Below are 20781 nucleotides of genomic sequence, written 5' to 3' on the forward strand. Positions count from 1 at the left end.
TCGCGCGCTGAATCAGTCGTCTTTGTGAGTTCGTCGGCGGGGCAGGTTTTTTCTTCGCAGGTTGTCTTGATCGAAGAAAAAGCCATTGCCGCCGCCGGCATCGCAACTACACAGCGCGCGCGCCCGCTACTTCCTCCGCGCCGTCAGCGCAGTCTCCGACAGATCCACTTCCCGCATCAGCTTGTTCAACGTCTCGTCGTTGATCTCCTGACTGCTGCGCAGTTCCAGCAGCGTCTTGCGCTCCGCTCTCATGGCCGCGAGTTTCATCCTGAACTCCAACGCGTCGGCACGGCGTGCCAGCTCGCGCGGTTCGCGTTCTTCATCGAGCGTGGCGAGGCGGCGCCGATAGAGGTCCATCACCCGCGCGGTGACGTCCGCGGCATACGCCGAGGCCGACTCGTCGAGATTCGAGCACTCCTTGTCGTGCACTTCGTCGACCGCGCGAATCGCGGCTTGCGCGGCCATGATCCGGGCGAGCGCTTCCTCTGCGGCATGCGGATCCTTGCCGCGGCGCCAGCCGCTCAGCAACAGCGGCAATCCCACCACCGCCACGATCAGCGAGACCAGAATCACGCCGGAAGCGATGAAGATCGCGAGATCGCGGCCCGGCAACGCGGCGCCACCCGGCAACACCTCCGGCAACGACAACACGCCCGCGAGCGTCACGGCCCCGCGCACGCCGGCCACCGTCGTCACAGCGGCGGTGCGCAAACCCGGAACGGCATTCGCCACGCCTTGTTTCGCGGCGCTGCGGCTCGCGAAATAGCGCAGCAGCCACACCCACACGAAGCGCATCGCGTACAGGGCGCCCGCTACCGCGGCGATGTAGCCGATCAGCCGCCAGACCTGCGCGTTACTGGTCTCGTGCGCGTCGAGCAGGGCCCGGCCGAGAATGTGCGGAAACTGCAGCCCCAGCAGAATGAACACCATGCCGTTAAAGACGAACTCGATCATCGTCCACGTGCTGCTCGCTCGCACTCGCGATGAAGCCGGCCCGGCGGTGACAATGGTCGTGTAATTCATCATCATGCCGGCGGCGACCGCGGCCAGAATGCCCGACAATTCGAAACGCTCGGCGACCAGATAGGCGGCGAACGGAATCAGCAGCGTCATCACGACGCCGGGAGCCGGGTCGCCTTCTTCTGTGAGATTCAGAAAGTGGGCCGACACGTAGCCGAACAGCCAGCTCACTGCCGCACCCACAGCGAGGCCGCCCACGGCGATGATCACAAAGCTGATCGACGCGTCGCGCAACGAAAATACGCCCGTCAGCGCCGCGGCAATCGCGAACTTCAGCGCGACCAGTCCCGACGCGTCGTTCATCAACGCCTCGCCTTCGAGGATATGCATCAGCCGCCCCGGAATCTTGCCCTTGCCGACGATGCCGGAGAGCGCCACCGCATCGGTCGGCGACAACACAGCGGCCAGTGCGAACGCGACGGGCAGCGAAATCGACGGCACCAGCGCGTGCACGAAGTAGCCGACCACCAGCACCGTCATGAAAACGAGGCCGAGCGCGAGCATCAGGATCGAGCGGCGCGCCATGAAGAACTCGCGCTTCGGAATGCGCCAGCCGTCCGCGAACAGCAGCGGCGGAATGAACAGCATCATGAAAATGTCCGGATCGAAGGTGACGTGCAAGCCGAGCCTCGGCCACGCGAGCAATGCGCCGATCGCGATCTGCACGAGCGGCAGCGGCAACTTGATCGGCAGGATGCGGGTGAGGACGCCCGACGCGGCGACCGCGAGCAAAAGAATCAATACGGTAAAGACAATGTCCATCGGTCTATTTCTGGGGATATAACGGTGTGACTTCGGCGATCTTCGACGAAACGGCCACGCGATGCTGACGAAGCGTAAGGCCAAAGTTTAGCCCGACGACGCGTGACGTACCGCTCAGGGCGACATGCGGCACTGCCAGCGAGATCAGGACGTGGCCACAAGGCGCGGCGCACCTTAACGGTGCGCCCCACGCCCACGCGCGGCGCATGCTCCCTTACAAGGGTCAATCTTTCGGACAAATTTCATTGGAATGTGCGTCAGCGTGCGCATGGAGCTTGCTTAAGGTATATCGATGACGCACATTTGAGAAACGGCGCCGAGGTTGTTCGCTTCCGCGTTCGGACCGGCCCGGCTCTCGCGTGAGAGGACTTGCATGACGATTGCGCAACAGGAAAGGACGGCCAGCGCGCCACATGGCTTCGGTGTCGAGATGACGTCGGGGCTCGAACGTTTTACGGTGCAGCATGGCGAACTCACGCTGAGCAGCGTATTTCAGCCGATTTTCAGCCTGTCGCATATGCGGGCGGTCGGTTACGAAGGGCTGCTGCGTGCGCACGACGCGCTCGACCGGCCGGTGTCGCCGCTCGACGTATTCGGCGAGGCCGCGCGCCTCGGCGATGTGCTGCAGGTCGACAAGCTGGCTCAGACGCTGCATCTGGAGAATTTTAAAGTGCTCGGCGCGGAGCGCGAGTGGTTGTTTCTGAACGTGCATCCGGGCGCGCTCACCGATCCGTATCTCGCCGCCGCGTTGCTGGCTACGTTGAAGCGGCTCGATCTGCCGCCGCGGCGCATCGTGCTCGAAGTGCTCGAGCATCGCGCCGAAGACCTGGAGCGTCTCGCCGACGCCGTGCGCCAGTTCCGCGAGCGCGGCTTCCTGATCGCACTCGACGATTTCGGCGCGGGCCACTCGAACGTGGAACGGATCTGGCAACTGAATCCCGACATCGTCAAGCTCGACCGTATCATGCTGTCGCACGCCGCGCATCGCGCCGACATGGCGACAATCCTGCCGGGGCTCGTGGCGCTGCTGCACGAAGCGGGCAAGCTGGTGCTCGTCGAAGGCGTGGAAACGGAGCATGAAGCGCAGATGGCGCTCGCCTGCAACGCGGACTTCGTGCAGGGCTTTTTCTTCGGCCGTCCGAACCCGGGCGCGGCCGATGCGTTGCACGCGACCACCTGCATCAGCGAACTCACCGAGCGGTATCGCGATCAGGCCGACGTGCGCGAGCGCCGTAATGCCAGCCGGCTTGCGCCGTACTTGCGGGCTTTCGAGCGGGCGGCGGAGCGGCTCGCGGCCGGCGAACCGCTCGAGGAAGTGTGCTGGAATTTTCTGGCGCTCGATCATGCCGCGCGCTGCTTCCTGCTCGACGCGAAGGGCAAGCAGGCGGGCCGCAACGTCGTGCTGCGGGCCGATCGCGCGGCGCATGAAACGCGCTTTCTGCCGCTCGCCGATGCGCAAGGCGCGAATTGGCTGCGTCGTCCGTATTTCCGCGATGCGATCAACGCGCCGGAGCGCGTGCATGTGACGCGGCCGTATCTGTCGATCAACGAGGCGTTGCCGTGCGTGACGCTTTCGGTGGCGACGCGTGTCGGCGAGCAGACCTGCGTGTTGTGCGGCGATATCGACTGGGTGGATGAGTAGCGGTTCTGAGATCATGTCGTTTTAACGACTCTCAGCCGCGCTTATGTCCGTCCTCCTTGAAGTCATTGCCACGACCGTTGCCGATGCGCGCCTTGCCGCGCAAGCCGGCGCTAACCGTCTCGAACTTGTCACCGCGATGGGCGAGGGCGGCCTGACGCCGAGCCTCGGACTGATCGAAGCGGTGGTGGCGGCGGTCGAGATTCCAGTGAACGTGATCGTGCGCCCGCATAGCCGTTCGTTCATCTACGACGCCGACGACTGCGCAGTGATGCTGCGTGACGTGCGCGCGGTGAAAGCGGCGGGCGCGAATGGCATTGTGATCGGCATGCTGAACGCAGTGGGGGAGATCGACCGCGAGGGCCTCGCACGTGCGATCGATGCAGCGGATGGACTGGCTATTACCTTCCATCGCGCGTTCGATGAAGCGCGGGATTTGCAGCGTTCATTGGATGTGCTGCTAGGTTTTGACGCCGTGACGAATGTGTTGACCTCGGGGGGACAAGCTTCGGTATTGAATGCGGAAGATACGATCCGCGAGTTGGTCCAGCAGGCGGCCGGTTCGCATTGCACCGTGTTGGCCGGAGCCGGTTTGACAGTCGAAGCAATTGCCGGTTTCGTGAGCAGAACACAAGTTGAAGCCGTGCATTTCGGCTCGGGCGTGCGCGTGAACAGCAACGGCCTCGCGCCGGTCGATTCAGACAAAGTTGCAGAGGTCCGCGCACTGTTGACGAGCGCATGACTCCATAGCTAAAACAACGAAGCAAAGAAAAATGCCGCTTCGAGATCGCTCTCGAAGCGGCATTCTTTTATCTGCGTCTACGGCGCGAAGAAAACCTACTTCGCCACCACCACCGGAATCCCGCGCAACTGTCCCGCGCCCTTTACCTCTTCCAGAGATTTGCGCACCGACTCACCCGTCGCCGCTTCGATCTGCAAACGTGCGGCCAGATCGCGCTCGCCACGCTTCACACCCGCCAGATTCGCCAGTTTCACGTGACCATAACCGCGCACGCGAGCATGCAGGTCGGCCAGTTTCGCCACGTCTTCCAGATTGCCGGCATCGAGCCTGGCGAGCGCACGCTGCAACGTGGTTTCATAATCGCCCGCGAGTTCGCGTTCCATCTTGCGTTCCAGCGTGCGGCCGAACGGATCCAGCATCGTGCCGCGCAGGCCGCTGAATTTCGCCAGCGTGCCGAGCACCGGCCACATCCATTGACCGAAAGTTTTCTTGGTCGGATTCTTGCCGGGTTCGGGACGCGTGAGCGTCGGCGGCGCGAGATTGAACTTGATGCCGAAGTCCTTGCCGGCCACGCCTTCGAATTGCGCTTCCAGTGCGTCACGGAATGCGGCATCCGTATGCAGACGCGCCACTTCGTATTCGTCCTTCACCGCGAGCAAGCGGTAGAACGTGGTCGCCACCGCGCGCGTCACGCGCTCGCTCTTCGCATCCACCGAGGTTTCCGCGCGACGTGCCGCATCGACTAGCGTGCGATAACGCTTCACGTAGCTCGCGCCGCCGTATGTCTGCAGACGTCCTTCGCGATGCGCGATCAGTTCGTCGAGCGTATCGACGCGCACGCTCTGCTTCGCGAGATGCCGCGCTTGCCACAGCGCTTCGAGCGCGGCCGGATCTTCGGCAGCGAGGCGGCCGATCGAAAACGCCAGCTGATTCATCGGCACGGCGACGTTGTTCAATTCGATCGCGCGCATCATCGCGGCGAACGATACGGGCACGAGTCCGAGTTGCCAGGCATACCCGAGCATCAGAATGTTCGTGCCGATAGTGTCGCCGAGGAATCGCGTGGCGAGCGCTTGCGCATCGCACGTCGACATGCGCTCCGGGCCGGCAGCGTGACGCATTTTGTCGAGCAGCGCGTCGGCATGCAGCGTCGCGTCCGGATTCGTCACGAACGTGGCGTTCGGAATTGCGTGCGTGTTCACGACGATGCGCGTGCGGCCATGACGCACCGTTTGCAGCGCATCGGCACTTGCACCGACCACCATATCGCAGGCAAGCAGCACGTCGGCCTGTTGCGTGTCGATACGCACCTGATTGAGCCACTCGTCGCGCGCGGCGAAGCGCACGAACGACAGCACTGAGCCGCCCTTTTGCGCAAAGCCCATGAAGTCGAGCACCGACGCGCTCTTGCCTTCCAGATGCGCGGCCATGCTGATCAATGCGCCCACCGTCACGACGCCCGTGCCACCGACGCCCGTCACCAGAATGTCGTACGGCGCGGCGTCGAGATGCGTCGCCGGAATCGGCAGTGCTTCGACGCGAGCGGCCAGCGCTTGCGGATCGAACGCGGCGCCCGCGGCTTTCTTCAGCTTGCCGCCTTCCACCGTGACGAAGCTCGGGCAGAAGCCGTTCACGCACGAATAGTCTTTGTTGCACGACGATTGATCGATGCGGCGCTTGCGACCCAACGCCGTTTCAACCGGCTCGACCGACAGGCAATTCGATTGCACGCCGCAATCGCCGCAGCCTTCGCAGACTTCCTCATTGATGAAGAGGCGCTTGTCCGGATCGGGAAATTCGCCTTTTTTCCGGCGCCGGCGTTTTTCCGCCGCACAGGTCTGGTCGTAAATCAGCACGGTCACGCCGTCGGTGTCGCGCAATTGGCGCTGCACGGTGTCCATCTCGCTGCGATGGTGAAACGTTGTGCCCTTCGGGAACTGGTCGTGATGGCCGTCGTATTTCTCCGGCTCGTCGCTGACCACGACAAAGCGCGACACGCCTTCGGCTTCAACCTGACGCGCGATCTGCGGCACCGAAATGCTGCCGTCCACGGGCTGGCCGCCCGTCATCGCGACGGCGTCGTTATAGAGAATCTTGTACGTGATGGTGGCTTTCGCGGCCACGGCCTGGCGGATCGCCAGAATGCCCGAATGGAAGTAGGTGCCGTCGCCGAGATTCTGGAACACGTGACGCGTTTTCGTGAACATCGAATGCGACGCCCAGTCCACGCCTTCGCCGCCCATCTGGATGAGACCCGTCGTGTCGCGCTCCATCCACGACGCCATGAAGTGGCAGCCGATGCCCGCATGCGCGATTGATCCTTCCGGCACTTTGGTCGACGTGTTGTGCGGGCAGCCCGAGCAGAAGTACGGCGTGCGCTTCACGCTGTCCGCGGCATTCGAGAGAATTTGCGGCGCGACCAGATCGACCACGCGTTCGCGACGATCGAGCGCGGGCTTGTGCTTCGCGAGCCAGTTGGCGAACACCGGCAGAATGCGCGACGGCCGCAATTCACCGAGCGAGGACAGCAGCAGCGTGCCGTCTTCAGCGTTTTTGCCGACCACGATCGGCCGCGTGCCTTGCGTACGGTTGTACAGATAATCTTTGATCTGCTGTTCGATGACCGGGCCTTTTTCCTCGATCACCAGCACTTCGGACAGGCCGGAAACGAACGCGTCGATACGCGTCATCTCCAGCGGAAACGACAGGCCGACCTTGTAGATGCGCACGCCGGCCGCTTCCAGATCGCCGACCGTCAGATCGAGGCGGCGCAGCGTTTCCATCAGGTCCAGATGCGCCTTGCCGCAAGTCACGATCCCCACGTTCGCATGCGGGCTCGGCGCGATCCATTTGTCGATGCTGTTCACGCGCGCGAAGTGGCGCACCGCGTCGAGCTTCGCGTGCATCCGCGATTCGATCGTCAGGCTCGGCAGATCGGGCCAGCGGTTGTGCAGGCCGCCGGCGGGCGCTTCGAAATCCTGCGGCATGGTCCAGTCGGTGCGTAGCGCGTCGAGATCGACCGTCGAGCCGGATTCGACCGTCTCGGAGATCGCCTTGTAGCCGACCCACGCGCCCGAAAAGCGCGACAACTCCCAGCCGTACAAACCGAATTCGAGCATGTCGGCGATGTTCGACGGATTCACCACCGGCATGTGCCAGGCCATCATCGCGAAGTCGCTCTGATGCGGCATCGATGAGGACACGCAGCCGTGGTCGTCGCCCGCCACCACCAGCACGCCGCCATGCGGCGACGAGCCGTACGCGTTGCCATGCTTCAGAGCGTCGCCGGCGCGATCCACGCCCGGGCCCTTGCCGTACCACATCGCGAACACGCCTTCGACGGTGCGCTCCGGATCCGATTCCACCCGCTGCGTGCCGAGCACGGCGGTGCCGCCGAGTTCTTCGTTGATGGCGGGCAAAAAGCGAATATCACTCGCCGTGAGCAGTTTTTTCGCTTTCCACAACTGCTGGTCGACCATGCCGAGCGGCGAGCCGCGATAGCCGCTGATGAAGCCGGCGGTATTCATGCCGCGCGCCTTGTCGGCGGCGCGCTGCATGAGCACGAGACGCACCAGCGCCTGCGTGCCGGTCAGGAAGATCCGGCCGCGCGTCGCGGTGAGGTTGTCGGAAAGCTTGTAATCGGCCAGTGCGGGCGTGCCGTCGATGGGCAGGCGAGCGGTCATGGGTGAGTCTCCATTGTTTGGCATCCGCGCGCGGTGGTGGGGACCACGAAGGTGACGCAGCGAAAGAGACTCTATTTTTTAGCGCCAATGAGAGAGAATTTTTTCTACTTTGACCGGGCAGTCGCAAATAGGCGCGAAGACCCGCGCGTTTTAATGAAGTTTTGAGATGGATCTACCGCGCCACGGGCGGATTCGGGTAAGCCCTGGTGCGGTTGGTGCGTTCTTGAGCGGCCCCAAGCATTACGGGCGCCGGGACGCATTGCTGCGTGCCGGCGCCCGTGTGTCGGTCGCTTATGCGCTATTCAGCGTATGAGCGAAGCCTGGTTAAAGAAACCGCTTAGGTGGGCATGACGGGTTGCGCATAGAGTAGTCGTCCGGACCATAGAAACCGTGCATGCCAAGGTCAGGCGTATTCGGATCCATGCGAACCTAGCCGGTAGGCGGAACGTACGTCATCTGCGTCGGATTGGACGGCGGGATGAATCCGCCGTTGTCACCGCCGTTGTTACCACCGTTACCACCGGCGACGCGAATTTGCGCGGAGATCGGCGCCGAGATCGTGCCGCCGACATTCGACATCGACCCCGCCGTGCCGCTCACCGTCGTGCGCGACGTGATCGAGCCATTGTCGTTCGTCAACTTGTCGCCGACGCTTATCTGCGCATCACGCCCTGCGGCGATCGTCCCGCCCGTATTGTCGAGGTCGCCGCGCGCGATGTCGAACCGCGCATCGGCCTGCGACGGCAATCGCCGGATGTTTTCCAGCGCCTGATCGATTGCGCGCTGGTTCAACAAAGCGCCTTGGCCCGACGGCAAAGCACGAGCGACATCGCCGATCGTATCGCCATCACTGCGAATGGCGCCGATGCGGCCAGGCACGACATCGAGCTGCAGCGTGCCCGACGTCAACGACTGCTCGGGCACTGTGACGCGCGTGGTGACATAGCCGTAGTCGATGAGCTTATTGGCGACGCTGTCCTGGACGATCTTCAGGCCGTCGGCGCCGACGCACTGGCCCTCGACCGCTTCGACCAGACGGTCGATGGCGCGAAACGGATTGTTCGTCATCCGGACTTTCCTGATCTCGAAGCATGGCGACTGTACGGGCAAATGCGCGAGATCGGCGGTTTCCTCACGCGACGCGTCCTCGCGCAGCACGTTGCCGAGCGTGCCGTTGGTCGCATTTGCTTCGAGGCGCTGCTGTTGTGCGCGCAGCGTGTCGCTGCCCGGTAAAACATTGATCAGCGACGCGTCGCCCTGGGCGAGCGACGGCAGGCTGTACAGCGCGAAAGATGCGGCGGCGAGTGCGGTTTTGCTGAGATGCTGCATGGCTGCGAGTTCTTCATACGAAGCGGCGCAGCATAGGTCGTATGCAGTTAGAGATCCAGCAAAAGCATTTTGAAATCCTTATCTCTTTTTTGTTTTTTCTCTTCTTAACACTTACGCCGTTTTTATAGACGAATCTGCGTTGCGACGGGCGCATCGTCGAGCGGCACAACCTCATTGAAATGCGCGTAGTCGATATGGCTCACGCCGTCTTTCTCGGTCATGATGTCGACGAAACGGTGCTGCCAGTAGATCTGATCGCACGTCCACGTATGGCGCGCCTGCATGGTTTGCGAGGTCGATTCGTCGACGCCTTCGAGTGTGAGCAGCAGCAACGTGCCGCGGTTATTGAGCGTTTCGGCGGTCTCGCCGAATAGCGGACTGGTTTCGTCGACGATATGCATCACCGTCCAGCCCAGTTTGAATACCGGGTGTTGATCGCGAACCAGCGTCAGGTCATAGAGTTTGCGCAACGTATAACCTTCGACCGTGGTTTCCGTGCGCAGAATGCGCAACCGTGCGCGCGCCTCGGCGATCACGTTCTGGCGCGCGTTGGCCGAGCGCACCATGAGCGTCATGCGGCCGTCGAGCGGCCGGATCACCGCGTAACGGGCAAAGATGATCTTGGCGTGCGGACGCGAGAAGCGCGCGAAGATCAGCCCCGTCGCCAACGCGATGCTGGACATGCCGACGAAAATTTCCAGCGTGGCGATCCAGTGCGCGTAGACGGTTTGCGGATGCATGTCGCCATATCCGACCGTGGCGAGGGTCTCGACGCTGAAGAAAAACGCGCCGCCAAAACCAGCGGGAAACTGATTGGCAATCGGTGCGTCGCCCAGCATGTAGAGCGCGGCAAACGTAGTGTTGAGCAGCAGGAACAAGACCGCGAGCGATACGAAAAAAACCGGCCAGCGAACGATCAGCGCGCGGTGATAGAGATCCTGCCAGAGCGGCGTCGGCGTGCCGTGATCGATGACCACACGATCGTCCAGACGGAATTCGCGGCTGCCCTGTGCGCGGCGCTTCGCTGCGCGCGCTTCGGCGTCGCCGAAGCCGGAAGGACGGTCTGACGGTTCAGTCGCCATCGCAAACTCGTGGAGATGAAAACGGCCAAAGCGTAGCACGCCGCCTTGTCCGCGGAAGGTGATTCTCGGCGTGGTGCGCGGGGCGCGACAGTGCGCCGCGGCCGTGTGTTCGCCCGTGCATGCACGGTGTTTCGGCAAGGCATATCGACACGGCTTCAATGCGCTCGTACCGCGCATCGAAGCAAGCACACAGTCACGCAGTCATGCACGCGCGCCGCGGCGTGCGCGCGCTTCGGACTTACGGAAAGGCTCGCGGCTTGGGAATGCCTGCGCCGTGTTCGATATCGTCGACGGCTTGCTGATGAGCCGCCGCGATCGCTTCGGTTTCGTCGCCGTAGCCGTTGTCACCGCCTACCGTCGTCCACGATTTGACGGCTTTCTCGCGATGGCGGATCTCGTATTCCGCATCCCAGCGGGCACCGTTGAGTTCGAGCGGGCGGACGTGAATCGAATACACGCCGTAGAGAAAGAGCTGTTCAGCCATGACCGCCTCCGGCCGGTTGGTTCGGGGTGGCGCAGCGCGAATGCAAACGAAAGCGTGAAAAGCGCGCGCCGGTTGCTGCCTAAAGTTCGATTTCTCCGAGGATGCGGTGAGCAAGCGCTTTGGCTTCCTCGAGCGCTTCTTCCGGCGTCGAAGAGGTGGCCTCGACTTCGTAGAGCGTGGTTTCCTGATCGGCGGTTGCGTCGCCTTCGTCGCGCGAGAGGGTGACCACGCCCTGCCAGGTGTCTTTTTCTATTTCTCTTGTCGAGGCAGTGGCCGTGTAAATGCCTTTGGTGTAGGTGATGTCGTCCATGGCGTCTCTCCGTCTTCCAAAGGTTTCGGTTTTTTCATCCTAGCACGATGATGGAGCTTCCGTTCTCCGCCCCGACGGCGCTCCATGCCGGTGACAATGCGCGCCGCACAAGGCAACAGAATTACAGCAGCGCGACCACCTCATCGAGCGACGGCGCGTGCGCGCCGGCATGCCGGCAAGCGGCCGCGCCGGCGGCCAGCGCGAACGCCAGATGCTCCGGCCATGCCCGCTGCGGCGCGGTCATCAGGCTGAACAGCAAGCCGCCGATCGACGCATCGCCCGCGCCGACCGTATCGACCACCTCGACGCGTGGCGGCCGTGCCTCCGTCACCATCGCGCCATCGATCAGCACGGCGGTCTCCGGTCCGCGCGTCACGAGCACGGTGGCGGCCGGATTCATGGCGCGCAACTGCCCAAGCGCGCCGGCTTCGTCGTCGGTCTTGAAGATCAGGCGCAAGTCCTCGTCCGACACCTTGATCAGATCGGCGAGCGCGGCCATTTTTCGCAACGTGGGTTCGTAGCCGTGCTCCATCAGATTGCGGTAGTTCGGATCGAAACTGATCTTCACGCCTTGCGAACGCAACTCGGCCGCGAGCGTGGCGAGCGTGTTGCCGATTGGCTGCCGGACGAGGCTGATACAACCGAAATGCGCCCATTTCACCTGACCCATCCAGCCCGCCGGCAGTTGTGCCGGATCGAACGCCAGATCGGCGCTGTTCTCGCCCATGAAGAAGTACGCGGGCGGATGCGTCTGATGGACGATCGCCAGCAAGGGCGGCCGCTCCACGCGCTGCATGAAACGCATGTCGAGGCCGGCCGCGACGCTTGCGTTCCACAACTCATCGGAGAAGTTATCGACGCCTAACGACCCTGCGCACGCGGTCGACAGACCGAGCCGCGCGACGCAGCGCGCCACGTTCCAGCCGGCGCCGCCAGGACGCGAGAGCCATTGTGACGGGCCGGTGCGCACGAGATCGGTGAGGATGTCGCCGGCCGAGACGAAGAGGGGAAATTCGTGGTTCGCGCTCTGATTGCTCATTTTGTTTGCTCCGCGGATTCGGGCGCAGCGGCGGCCCCGTCGGGCAGCGCGTGGGCCAGTACTTCGTAGCACGCGCCCATGGTGTGATAGTCGGTCTTGCCGGCCGGACTCTTCTCGTCGCTGTATTTGCGGTTGTCGCACGTGAGGATGCGATACCACGCGCCATACTTGTGATCGACGAAATGCGCCCAGCTATAGCGCCAGATCTCGTCGTACCAGTCCCAGAAGCGTTCGTTGCCGGTGCGCTTGCCGAGCAGCGCGGCCGTCGCGAAGGTTTCCGCCTGGACCCAGAAATACTTGTCGTGATCGCACACGGTGCCGTCGGGGCCGAAGCCGTAGTAGAGGCCGCCGTGGTCTTCGTCCCACGCGTGCGTCATCGCGGCGTCGAACAGTTCGATGGCGCGCGGCAGCAGCCACGGCAACGGACGGAAGCGCTCGAGAATCAGCAGCAGCTTCGCCCATTCCGTCTGGTGGCCCGGCTGGAAGCCCCACGGGCGAAAGATGTTCGAACTGTCTTCCTCGTTGTAGTGCCAGTCGACCGACCAGTCCGCGTGAAAGTGCTCCCACACCAGACCCTGCGACAGCTTCGCCTGGCGCAGCGTGATATTCGACGCCACCCGCTCGGCGCGATCCAGATAAACGAGATGACGGGTCGCTTCGTGCGCGGCGAGCAGCGCCTCGGTGGTGTGCATGTTCGCGTTCTGGCCACGGTACGAACTGACCCGCCAGTCGGGCGACGCTTCGTCGGCGTAGAGACCCGCGGCGGCGTCCCAGAAGCGGTGTTCCATCAGCTCGAAGGTCGCGCCGATCATCGGCTTGGCTTCTTCGATGCCGGCCATCGCCGCATGCGAATAGGCGAGCAGGACGAACGCGAGGCCGTAGCAGTGGCGCGTCGCGTCGAGCGTGCGCTTCTTGCCGTCGTGCCATTCGATCTCCCAGTCGTAGCCTTCGTGCTGGGCGTCCCAATGCGCTTCGCGCAGGAACCGCAAACCGTGGCGAGCGTATTCGAGATGCTGCGGGTCGCCGAACTGGCGATACGCCATCGCGTAATTGAAGACGTAGCGGCAACTGCTCACCAGATGCCGCGTGGTTTTGTCGTAGACCGAACCGTCGTCGCGGAAGAAATGGAAAAAGCCGCCGCTCGGATCGAACACGTTCGGCGCGTAGAAACGCAGCGTGTCCTGCACATGTGAGAGCAGAAAGTCGCGCGAGCGGAAGCTCTCGACGGGCGGCGCCGCAGCGGCGCCGTTAGTGGGGTGAAGCGGATCGGATTGCGTCATGGCATTTTCACCAAAGTACTGGCACGGGCAATGAGATGGACGGGCAAACGGACTTCCAGTTCGGCGGGTGCGTCTTCGAGCAGCAGCTCGACGCCGCGCCGGCCGAGCGCTTCCTTGTCGACCGAAATGGTCGACAGCGGCGGCGTGGCATGGGCGGCGGCGGGAATGTCGTCAAAACCGATGATGGCAATGTCCTCGGGCACGCGTAGCCCGCGTGCGAGGCACGCCCGCAGCGCGGCTAGCGCGGCGGCGTCGTTGTAGGCAAACACGGCGTCCGGGCGCGGACCCGGCGCGTCGAGCAATTGATGCATGGCGCGCGCGGCGCCGCTGTCGGGGTCGAGGCCGGCGTCGATCGTCACTTCCAGCGACGGGTCGAACAGCAAGCCCGCTTCGAAGAACGCGCGCCGGTAGCCGAGCGCGCGCTGCGCGATGCTGAAGTGCGCGAGCGAGCCGCCGATGAACGCGACGCGCTTGCGCTGCTGCTCGAACAGATGCCGCATGGCGAGCGTGGCGCCGGCGGCGTTGTCGAGATTTACCGAGCGCATGCCGGGCGCCCACAAGTCGATCAGCACGAGCGGGCGCTGCATGGCCACCAGCGTGGTCAGCGTTTCAGGCTCGACGAAACCGGCGATCGCCACCGCGTCCGGCGCATGCAGGCGCATCTGCTGGATCACGTCTTCGGTGGGGCCGGCGGTCAGCACGGACGGCACGATGCCGCGCTCGCGGCAAGCGTCTTCCACGCCGTGCAGCACGTGCGAGAAGAACGGACTGACGGCGAAATTATTGTGCTGACGGTGTAGCAGAAACGTGAGACGGCGGATGCGCGGGCGCAACTGGGCGGCGTCATAGCCAAGCTTGCGCGCCGCTTCGACGACGCGCTCGCGGGTGGCCTCGGAAAGGCCGGGCTGGTTTTTCAGTGCGCGTGAGACGGTGCCGATCGACACGCTGGCCGCGCGGGCGACGTCGCGGATGGTTGTGGCCATCGAATCAGGCGGACGCGCAAGGGCGGCCACACGGTGTTTGGGTTCGGGCGATTGTATAGTAAAACCGCGCTAAAACTGCCCGAAAAACACTCGCTCGACACCGGGAAATACCCGTAGGCGTTGGAGTTGGCCCGGAATATGCTGTTTAGTAAAAATAGCTAAACAACGTCTGGTGCGTGATCTGGCCGCCGCTCCTTCACTCCAGCGAAACGTGAGCGGCTTCGGCCTGTCCACGCAACAGGGCCACGCTTTCATCGGCGTCGATCAGCACGAAACCGCTCGTCTCGTGCTTCGCGCGCCGCTTGGCCAGCGCCGCGACGGATGCAATTTCTTCGCTGCTGTAAAGCGACGGGCCGTCAGCGGGTTCGACGTGCACGCAGCCGATCGCCATCGTCACGAAACCGAAGAAGGTCGGATTGCCGCGCCGGTCCTCACCGTGGATGCCGCCGGCGAGGCGATCGGTCGGCGCGTAAAAGCGTTGCGCGCCTTCGTTGAACACGTGGATCGCGCGCAGCACGCGCTCGCGCCAGTCGTCGCTCTGGAACAGGATCAGGAAGTCGTCGCCGCCTACGTGGCCGAGGAAGTCGCGGGTCGGGTCGCACACATCGGCGAGAACGACGGCGGCGAATTTCAGGACTTCGTCGCCTTGCCAGTAGCCGTACTGGTCGTTGAACGGCTTGAAGTGGTTCAGGTCGACGTAGCACGCGTAGAAGCCGGCGTCGTTGCCGAGCAGGCGGGCAATGTGCGAACTGATCGGGATGTTGCCCGGCAGGAAGGTCAGCGGATTTGCGTAGCGCGCGGCTTCGATGCGCACCTCGGTCACCGCGCGCACGAGCTTCTCGCCGGTGCCGAGGCCGACGTATTTGCCGTTGTCGGTGATGACGAAGCCATCGGCGAGATAGCGTTGATCGTCGCTGGCGAGGAGCTTGGCCATCTGCTCGACGGTCATCGATTTTTCGATCACCACCGGCGATGCATTGGCGAAAAGCAGACAAGGGCGCTTGCCGAATAGCTCGCGGTGATACGGCAGCGCGTAGCGGTCCATGAAGCTGCGGCGGTTGATCAGCGCGACCGGCTCGTCGTGTTCGACCACCGCGACCGCATGCAGGTCGGGCAGGCGGTTGAACAGTTCGAGCACGTCGTTGTTGGTCGCCTGGCGCGGCAGCGCGGGCGCGTGCACCAGCATTTTGTCCGATGCCATGCCGCCCGACGGCGACGCGCTGCTCACCGCGCGCGTGGTCTCGGGGAACACGGCGATGTGGCCGGCGCGCAGCGCGTCGCGGGCGTCGTCGGTCACGTGGCGGGCCGGCTGCGCGTGCGGACGGCCGAAGAAAAAGCCCTGCCCGCAGCCGATCCCCATGTCGCGCGCTACGATCAGATCCGCTTCGTTTTCGATGCCCTCCGCGACGAGCCGCGCGCCGCTCGCGCTGGCGAAATGCTGCATCGCGCGCACGGCCTCGAACTTGAGCGGGTCGCAGGCGATGTCGTGAATGAAGAAGCGGTCGATCTTCACGACGTCCGGTTGCAGCCGCACCCACAAATTCATGCTGGCGTTCGCGGTGCCGTAGTCGTCGAGCGCGAATTGCGCGCCGGTTGTGCGCAGGCTCGTGATCACCGGCAGGAAACTGCCCACGTCCAGAATCGTGCTTTGCTCGGTCAACTCGACCACGATCCGTTGCGGATCCACGCCGCGATGACGCAGCAGCGCGAGCGTGTCGTCGCGCGCCTCGGCCAGCTGACGCATCGCGCCCGCGCTGAAATTCAGAAACAGCTTGCCGTCGAAATCGAGCCGCGCGAACGCTTCGATGCAGGTGCGCGCGGCGGCGCGTTCGAGCTCGATAGTGCAGCCCTCGGCGAGCGCCTGCGCAAACAGGGCGAACGGCGCTTCGAGCGGCGTGCCGGCCGGGCCGCGGATCAGACCTTCATAGCCGAGGATCGCGCCGTCTTCGAAATCGATGATCGGCTGGAACACGGCGGACAGCTCACGCCGGGCGATCAACTCCTCGATGCGCGGCGCGGCGGATCGGGAGGGCGAGCGAGGTTGCATGGCGGGTAGGCGTAGCGTTCGACCTTCGGCTTATCGGCCGGGCTTGCCTGGAATTAAGTGAAGTTTTAATGAACCGTTGCACCGGCTTGGTGCGGCGGTTGATTCGGTCGAGTCATTCTGAAGGCCGGCTCCGTCCGGCTTCGCATTACCAGGAATCGGCCTATGCCATCCGGCCGAGGCGACAGCAGCGGCGTTTGCGCGTGAAATAACAAAAAAGCCGCGCGAGGCGGCTTTCTTCAAATGACGCTCAGGGAGGGCGCTTATGAATGTCCTGTTTGCATTGCGCGCGTATTCACCGGCGGGCGACGGCGGCGGCGGTCCGCTCGCGCGAAGCGGCGTGGGTCTCGCCGCTCGTGTCGCGGGCGCCCCAGCGCTGCGCGAGCGCGGCGCACACCATCAACTGGATCTGGTGGAACAGCATCAGCGGCAAGACGACGGCGCCCACCGCATGCGAGGCGAAGATCACCTTGGCCATCGGCACGCCGGCGGCGAGACTCTTCTTCGACCCGCAGAAGATGATGGTGATCTGGTCCGCACGGCTAAAGCCGAGCCGCTTGCTGACGAATATCGTCACGGCGAGGGCCAACGCGAGCAGCACGACGCACAGAAGCAGCAGACCGCCCAGCGCGGAGAGGGGAATCTGATGCCACAGGCCTTCGTTGACGGCCTCGCTGAACGCGCCGTACACCACCAGCAGGATCGACCCCTGGTCGACGAACTTGAGCACGCCGCGATTGCGCTCGATCCACTTGCCGATCAGCGGGCGCAGCAACTGCCCGGCCACAAACGGCACCAGCAGTTGCAGCACGATGTTGCCTACCGTATGCCACGGCGAAGCGCCGCCGCCGGCCGCCTGATTGGTGACGACGAGGCTGACGAGCGCGGGTGTGATGAAGATGCCGAGCAGGCTCGAGGCCGACGCGCTGCATACGGCAGCCGGCACGTTGCCTTTGGCAATGGACGTGAACGCGATCGACGACTGAACCGTAGACGGCAGCGTGCAGAGGAAGAGGACCCCCGCATAGAGCGCCGGCGTGACAAGTGGCGAAAGGAGCGGTTTAAGCGCGAGGCCGAGCAGCGGAAAGAGCGCGAACGTGCTGAGCAGCACTACAAGATGCAGGCGCCAATGCGTCGCGCCCGCAATAATCGCTTCGCGTGAGAGCTTGGCGCCGTGCAGGAAAAACAGCAGGCCGACCGCCACGTTCGTCACCCAGTTGAACCCGACGGCGGCCTGCCCATGAACCGGCAGCAAGCTGGCAAAAATCACGGTGCCGACGAGGCACAGGGTGAAGTTGTCGGGAAGCAATTTCGGGCGAGCCATGTCGGAATCTCGATTCGTGATGCGAAAGAGCGGGCGGGACGTGCGCGTGAAACCGCCGTCCCAGCCTATGGGAAACCGCTATTGTTGTTGATTTTCGATTAAATATGCAAATTCATTTGCCGAATCGATTAATGAAAGTTGTGCATTGATAAGTGCGTTTCCGGAAAATTCGGACAGCGCCATGATCCACTTTTCAGTATTGGCGACGTGATCTGTTTGGTCCATGCAGTTTTGACAATTAAGGCGAAAATCCGCACGCGATTCGTCATACACAAGAGCGCGTTAACGGCCTCTCCAAGTCATTGAAAGCAAGCGGTTTCAGGGTTTTCACGCAAGGGCTCTGTCGCAGAAAAACGTCGCAGTAACAAGGTGTTACATCCGCGTCCGAGGCCTAACACTTTTTGGCTCGACACCCTTTGCCGGCACCCATAAATTACGGTTCAAAGGCCGTCGGGATACCCGGCGCCGCGATGTAATCGCAGCGCTCGTGCCAGTCCCAAAACAAGTCCGTCGCAGCTCGAACGGTGGGCTTCAGGCAAGTCTTCGGGCGTGAGAGTCACTGGGTGGACGGGTTGTCGAGAACGAGGCACTGGGTTTTGGGCGCGGTCATCGCCGCGCTGTGCTCGTTCGCCTATGCGAAAGCGCCAGGCGTGCCGCACGGCGGCGGTGGCGGCTATTCGCACGCCGAAGCGAATCACGCCGTACGCGGCGAAATGCAAAACGGTGGCCGCTACTACGGCGGAGCCCCGGCAGCACCCGCGCGCAATACGGCGGCCGATCGCAACGCGCGTCTACCGCCCGGCGGAGCGAACTTCGCGGGCGGAACTTACGCCGATGGCTTCGACGTCTACAAGCCCGGCATGCGCCGTGTCGCCGGCCCGGCCGGATACGCAGGCGACGGTCGCGGCAGCATGCAGTACGCCGGCGCCATCACCCCGGTCAGTGCCGAATCGCGCACGGTGCCGCGGCCGCCGGTTAATGCGCCGGTTCGCGCCGGCTCGATTCGCGCCGACATCGCCCGTTACAACGAAGAACGCGGTTCGCAGCGCGCCATGCAGCGACAGTCCGACGACCCGCGCCAATCAGAAGGCTCGCCTTATCGGAACTAGCCGATCGCGCTGCGTGCGCTGTGCGTTGTGTTGGTTGCGTGAGCAACCAGTGTTTGCCGTTTACGCTGCGCACGGACATACCTGTTTCTGCCTCCCGGCCGCTTCGACTTTGTTCGAGTGCCGTCCATTGCTTATCTGACTGCGCGCCCCTCGCGCATGCGTCATCGCAAACCGGATGCGAGGCGTCTCTGCCCATTTCGTCCTCCCAAATTCTCACCGCTTCGTCCCGCCGCACCACTTCGCCTGCCTTTCAAACCGCTTGATAGCGGCCTTCCGCCTTGCCTTCACCATAACCACCCGCGCTCAATGTGACGTTTCGACGCCACACTTTTTTGAAAACGCTCGGCAGCACACCCCCTCCCATCGTCAAATTTGGTCGTTTCTGCGGCGGTGCGTCATCCGCGTGTCATCTGAGGCGTTATCAACGCGTCCGCTGCAATGTGAGCAACGCTTTGCGCGCTGCGGCAAAACTTGCGGCGGCACGGCGAGCACGCTTTCCGCCATGGCTTTATCAGGCCGATAAGCGACAAAACTAATCAGACCGATATACCGGCAATAACCAACGATATTTTTGTTCATAAAAATGGTCCGCAAAGATGGTCCCGCCCAGATTGGCTCGATGATCGAACGGACAACAACAATGATTCGCGCGAGCTCCCCCTTTCGCACAGCCACACCCTTTTTGACAAAGACAGGAGAACCCATGAAAACAAGCATCAGCAGTGCGCTGAAGACCACCCTCAAGGCAACCGCGTGTGCCGCTCTGCTGGCCAGTGCATCGTCTGCTTTTGCGCAATCGAGCGTGCAGCTCTACGGTCAGGTCGACGAATGGGTCGGCGCGCAGAAATTCCCGGGCGGAAAGACCGCGGTGCAGGTCTCGGGCGGCGGCATGTCGACTTCGTACTGGGGCTTGAAAGGGGCGGAGGATCTGGGCAACGGCTACAAGGCGATCTTCGCGTTGGAAGGGTTCTTCCTGGCGCAAAACGGCCAGTACGGCCGCTTCACGGGCGACACGATGTTCTCGCGTAACGCGTACGTGGGTATTGAGTCGCCCTACGGCACGGTCACGGCCGGCCGTCTGACGACGCCGCTGTTCGTGTCGACGATTCTGTTCAACCCGTTCGTCGATTCGTACCAGTTCTCGCCGATGGTCTGGCACACGTACCTGGGCCTCGGTACGTTCCCGACCTACTCGACCGATCAGGGCGTGACCGGCGATTCGGGCTGGAGCAACGCGGTGTCGTACTCGTCGCCGAACTTTAACGGCCTCTCGGCGACGGCCATGTACGCGCTCGGCAACACGACCGAGAACGGCGCGAAGAAGTGGAGCGGCCAGGTGCTGTACTTCCACGGCCCGTTCGCGGCGACGGCGGTGTATCAGTACGTGAACTTCAACAACGTGCCGAGCGACCTGGGCAGCTTCGGCACGTCGGGTGTGCCCGGCCTGAAGAGCCAGAGCGTCGCGCAAGTCGGCGTGTCGTACGACCTGAAGTTCGTGAAGTTCTTCGGCCAGTACATGTACACGTACAACGACCAGCAGGTCACGAGCTGGCACGTGAACACGGCGCAAGGCGGCGCGACGGTGCCGTTCGGCCCGGGCTCGGTGATGGCGTCGTACGCCTACTCGCGCGACGGCGGCGGCTTCGATCAGATCCGCCAGACGGCGGCGCTTGGCTACGACTATCCGTTGTCCAAGCGCACGGACATCTACGCCGCCTACATGTACGACCACATCTCCAACCTGTCGAGCGGCAACACCTACGGCGTCGGCCTGCGCGCGAAGTTCTAAGCGTCACGGCCGCGCCGCGCGAGGTCTGCTTGCTGGCTTCGCGTGGCGGCCACATCAGTTTGATCTCCAAGCCCGTCTTCTTCGGAAGGCGGGTTTTTTTGCTTCTGCGCCTCGGTCTTCATGCACTGGGAAGCCGTTTTGCCGACCAGTCTTTAATAAACC

At 63.2% G+C, this 20781-nt stretch carries 16 protein-coding genes; 4 read left to right on the forward strand and 12 right to left on the reverse strand.

Annotated features, from left to right (window positions below; genetic code table 11):
- Nucleotides 1-126: 126 nt before the first annotated feature.
- On the reverse strand, nt 127-1782 hold the full coding sequence (locus PQR54_RS02260; protein WP_408243890.1) for a Na+/H+ antiporter: 1656 nt from the start codon (nt 1780-1782) through the stop codon (nt 127-129).
- A 373-nt stretch (nt 1783-2155) separates the two neighbouring features.
- On the opposite strand from PQR54_RS02260, the gene PQR54_RS02265 reads away from it, so the two are divergent.
- Together PQR54_RS02265 and PQR54_RS02270 are read left to right on the forward strand one after the other, a co-directional pair.
- Nucleotides 2156-3424, forward strand: a complete 1269-nt coding sequence (locus PQR54_RS02265) for a sensor domain-containing phosphodiesterase (protein ID WP_408243891.1) — start codon at nt 2156-2158, stop codon at nt 3422-3424.
- 43 nt (nt 3425-3467) lie between these two features.
- On the forward strand, nt 3468-4163 hold the full coding sequence (locus PQR54_RS02270) for a copper homeostasis protein CutC (RefSeq protein WP_408243892.1): 696 nt from the start codon (nt 3468-3470) through the stop codon (nt 4161-4163).
- 95 nt (nt 4164-4258) lie between these two features.
- Here PQR54_RS02270 and PQR54_RS02275 read toward each other — a convergent pair whose 3' ends face one another.
- The 10 genes from PQR54_RS02275 to PQR54_RS02320 form a co-directional block, all read right to left on the reverse strand.
- Nucleotides 4259-7846 (reverse strand): indolepyruvate ferredoxin oxidoreductase family protein, encoded by a 3588-nt coding sequence (locus PQR54_RS02275; protein ID WP_408243893.1) that lies wholly within the window; start codon nt 7844-7846, stop codon nt 4259-4261.
- 429 nt (nt 7847-8275) lie between these two features.
- Nucleotides 8276-9175 (reverse strand): POTRA domain-containing protein, encoded by a 900-nt coding sequence (locus PQR54_RS02280; RefSeq protein ID WP_408243894.1) that lies wholly within the window; start codon nt 9173-9175, stop codon nt 8276-8278.
- Between the two features lie 122 nt (nt 9176-9297).
- Nucleotides 9298-10257, reverse strand: a complete 960-nt coding sequence (locus PQR54_RS02285; protein ID WP_408243895.1) for an ion channel — start codon at nt 10255-10257, stop codon at nt 9298-9300.
- A 238-nt stretch (nt 10258-10495) separates the two neighbouring features.
- Nucleotides 10496-10741, reverse strand: a complete 246-nt coding sequence (locus tag PQR54_RS02290; protein ID WP_120297421.1) for a hypothetical protein — start codon at nt 10739-10741, stop codon at nt 10496-10498.
- A 79-nt stretch (nt 10742-10820) separates the two neighbouring features.
- Nucleotides 10821-11051, reverse strand: coding sequence for a hypothetical protein (locus PQR54_RS02295; protein WP_408243896.1), 231 nt, complete (start codon nt 11049-11051; stop codon nt 10821-10823).
- A gap of 121 nt (nt 11052-11172) precedes the next feature.
- Complete coding sequence (locus PQR54_RS02300) at nt 11173-12090, reverse strand: carbohydrate kinase family protein (protein ID WP_408243897.1); 918 nt, start codon at nt 12088-12090, stop codon at nt 11173-11175.
- Nucleotides 12087-13370 carry an AGE family epimerase/isomerase gene (locus PQR54_RS02305; protein WP_408243898.1) on the reverse strand — a complete coding sequence of 428 codons (1284 nt, stop codon included), beginning with the start codon at nt 13368-13370 and terminating at the stop codon, nt 12087-12089. Before PQR54_RS02305 ends, PQR54_RS02300 begins: the two co-directional genes overlap by 4 nt.
- A complete protein-coding gene (locus PQR54_RS02310; protein WP_012431493.1) occupies nt 13367-14353 on the reverse strand; it encodes a LacI family DNA-binding transcriptional regulator in 987 nt (328 codons plus the stop codon). Before PQR54_RS02310 ends, PQR54_RS02305 begins: the two co-directional genes overlap by 4 nt.
- Nucleotides 14354-14549: 196 nt before the next feature.
- Nucleotides 14550-16400, reverse strand: coding sequence for an EAL domain-containing protein (locus PQR54_RS02315; RefSeq protein WP_408243899.1), 1851 nt, complete (start codon nt 16398-16400; stop codon nt 14550-14552).
- 292 nt (nt 16401-16692) lie between these two features.
- Nucleotides 16693-17721, reverse strand: coding sequence for a bile acid:sodium symporter family protein (locus tag PQR54_RS02320; RefSeq protein ID WP_408243900.1), 1029 nt, complete (start codon nt 17719-17721; stop codon nt 16693-16695).
- A gap of 596 nt (nt 17722-18317) precedes the next feature.
- On the opposite strand from PQR54_RS02320, the gene PQR54_RS02325 reads away from it, so the two are divergent.
- Nucleotides 18318-18830, forward strand: a complete 513-nt coding sequence (locus tag PQR54_RS02325; protein WP_408243901.1) for a hypothetical protein — start codon at nt 18318-18320, stop codon at nt 18828-18830.
- Between the two features lie 366 nt (nt 18831-19196).
- On the opposite strand, the gene PQR54_RS02330 is transcribed toward PQR54_RS02325, so the two are convergent.
- Entirely contained in the window at nt 19197-19409 is a 213-nt protein-coding gene (locus PQR54_RS02330; RefSeq protein ID WP_408243902.1) for a hypothetical protein, read from the reverse strand.
- A 124-nt stretch (nt 19410-19533) separates the two neighbouring features.
- Between PQR54_RS02330 and PQR54_RS02335 the strand changes: the two genes are divergently transcribed.
- Nucleotides 19534-20619, forward strand: a complete 1086-nt coding sequence (locus PQR54_RS02335) for a porin (protein WP_408243903.1) — start codon at nt 19534-19536, stop codon at nt 20617-20619.
- Nucleotides 20620-20781: the final 162 nt, after the last annotated feature.

Origin of the sequence: Paraburkholderia phytofirmans (assembly GCF_046028095.1) — a bacterium.
In the GTDB taxonomy this organism is placed as follows: domain Bacteria; phylum Pseudomonadota; class Gammaproteobacteria; order Burkholderiales; family Burkholderiaceae; genus Paraburkholderia; species Paraburkholderia phytofirmans_A.

Bases quoted from the DNA above. Each gene is read 5' to 3' on its own strand.
- PQR54_RS02260 (WP_408243890.1), bottom strand. From the start codon at position 1,782: ATGGACATTGTCTTTACCGTATTGATTCTTTTGCTCGCGGTCGCCGCG.
- PQR54_RS02265 (WP_408243891.1), top strand. From the start codon at position 2,156: ATGACGATTGCGCAACAGGAAAGGACGGCCAGCGCGCCACATGGCTTC.
- PQR54_RS02270 (WP_408243892.1), top strand. From the start codon at position 3,468: ATGTCCGTCCTCCTTGAAGTCATTGCCACGACCGTTGCCGATGCGCGC.
- PQR54_RS02275 (WP_408243893.1), bottom strand. From the start codon at position 7,846: ATGACCGCTCGCCTGCCCATCGACGGCACGCCCGCACTGGCCGATTAC.
- PQR54_RS02280 (WP_408243894.1), bottom strand. From the start codon at position 9,175: ATGCAGCATCTCAGCAAAACCGCACTCGCCGCCGCATCTTTCGCGCTG.
- PQR54_RS02285 (WP_408243895.1), bottom strand. From the start codon at position 10,257: ATGGCGACTGAACCGTCAGACCGTCCTTCCGGCTTCGGCGACGCCGAA.
- PQR54_RS02290 (WP_120297421.1), bottom strand. From the start codon at position 10,741: ATGGCTGAACAGCTCTTTCTCTACGGCGTGTATTCGATTCACGTCCGC.
- PQR54_RS02295 (WP_408243896.1), bottom strand. From the start codon at position 11,051: ATGGACGACATCACCTACACCAAAGGCATTTACACGGCCACTGCCTCG.
- PQR54_RS02300 (WP_408243897.1), bottom strand. From the start codon at position 12,090: ATGAGCAATCAGAGCGCGAACCACGAATTTCCCCTCTTCGTCTCGGCC.
- PQR54_RS02305 (WP_408243898.1), bottom strand. From the start codon at position 13,370: ATGACGCAATCCGATCCGCTTCACCCCACTAACGGCGCCGCTGCGGCG.
- PQR54_RS02310 (WP_012431493.1), bottom strand. From the start codon at position 14,353: ATGGCCACAACCATCCGCGACGTCGCCCGCGCGGCCAGCGTGTCGATC.
- PQR54_RS02315 (WP_408243899.1), bottom strand. From the start codon at position 16,400: ATGCAACCTCGCTCGCCCTCCCGATCCGCCGCGCCGCGCATCGAGGAG.
- PQR54_RS02320 (WP_408243900.1), bottom strand. From the start codon at position 17,721: ATGGCTCGCCCGAAATTGCTTCCCGACAACTTCACCCTGTGCCTCGTC.
- PQR54_RS02330 (WP_408243902.1), bottom strand. From the start codon at position 19,409: ATGAACAAAAATATCGTTGGTTATTGCCGGTATATCGGTCTGATTAGT.
- PQR54_RS02335 (WP_408243903.1), top strand. From the start codon at position 19,534: ATGAAAACAAGCATCAGCAGTGCGCTGAAGACCACCCTCAAGGCAACC.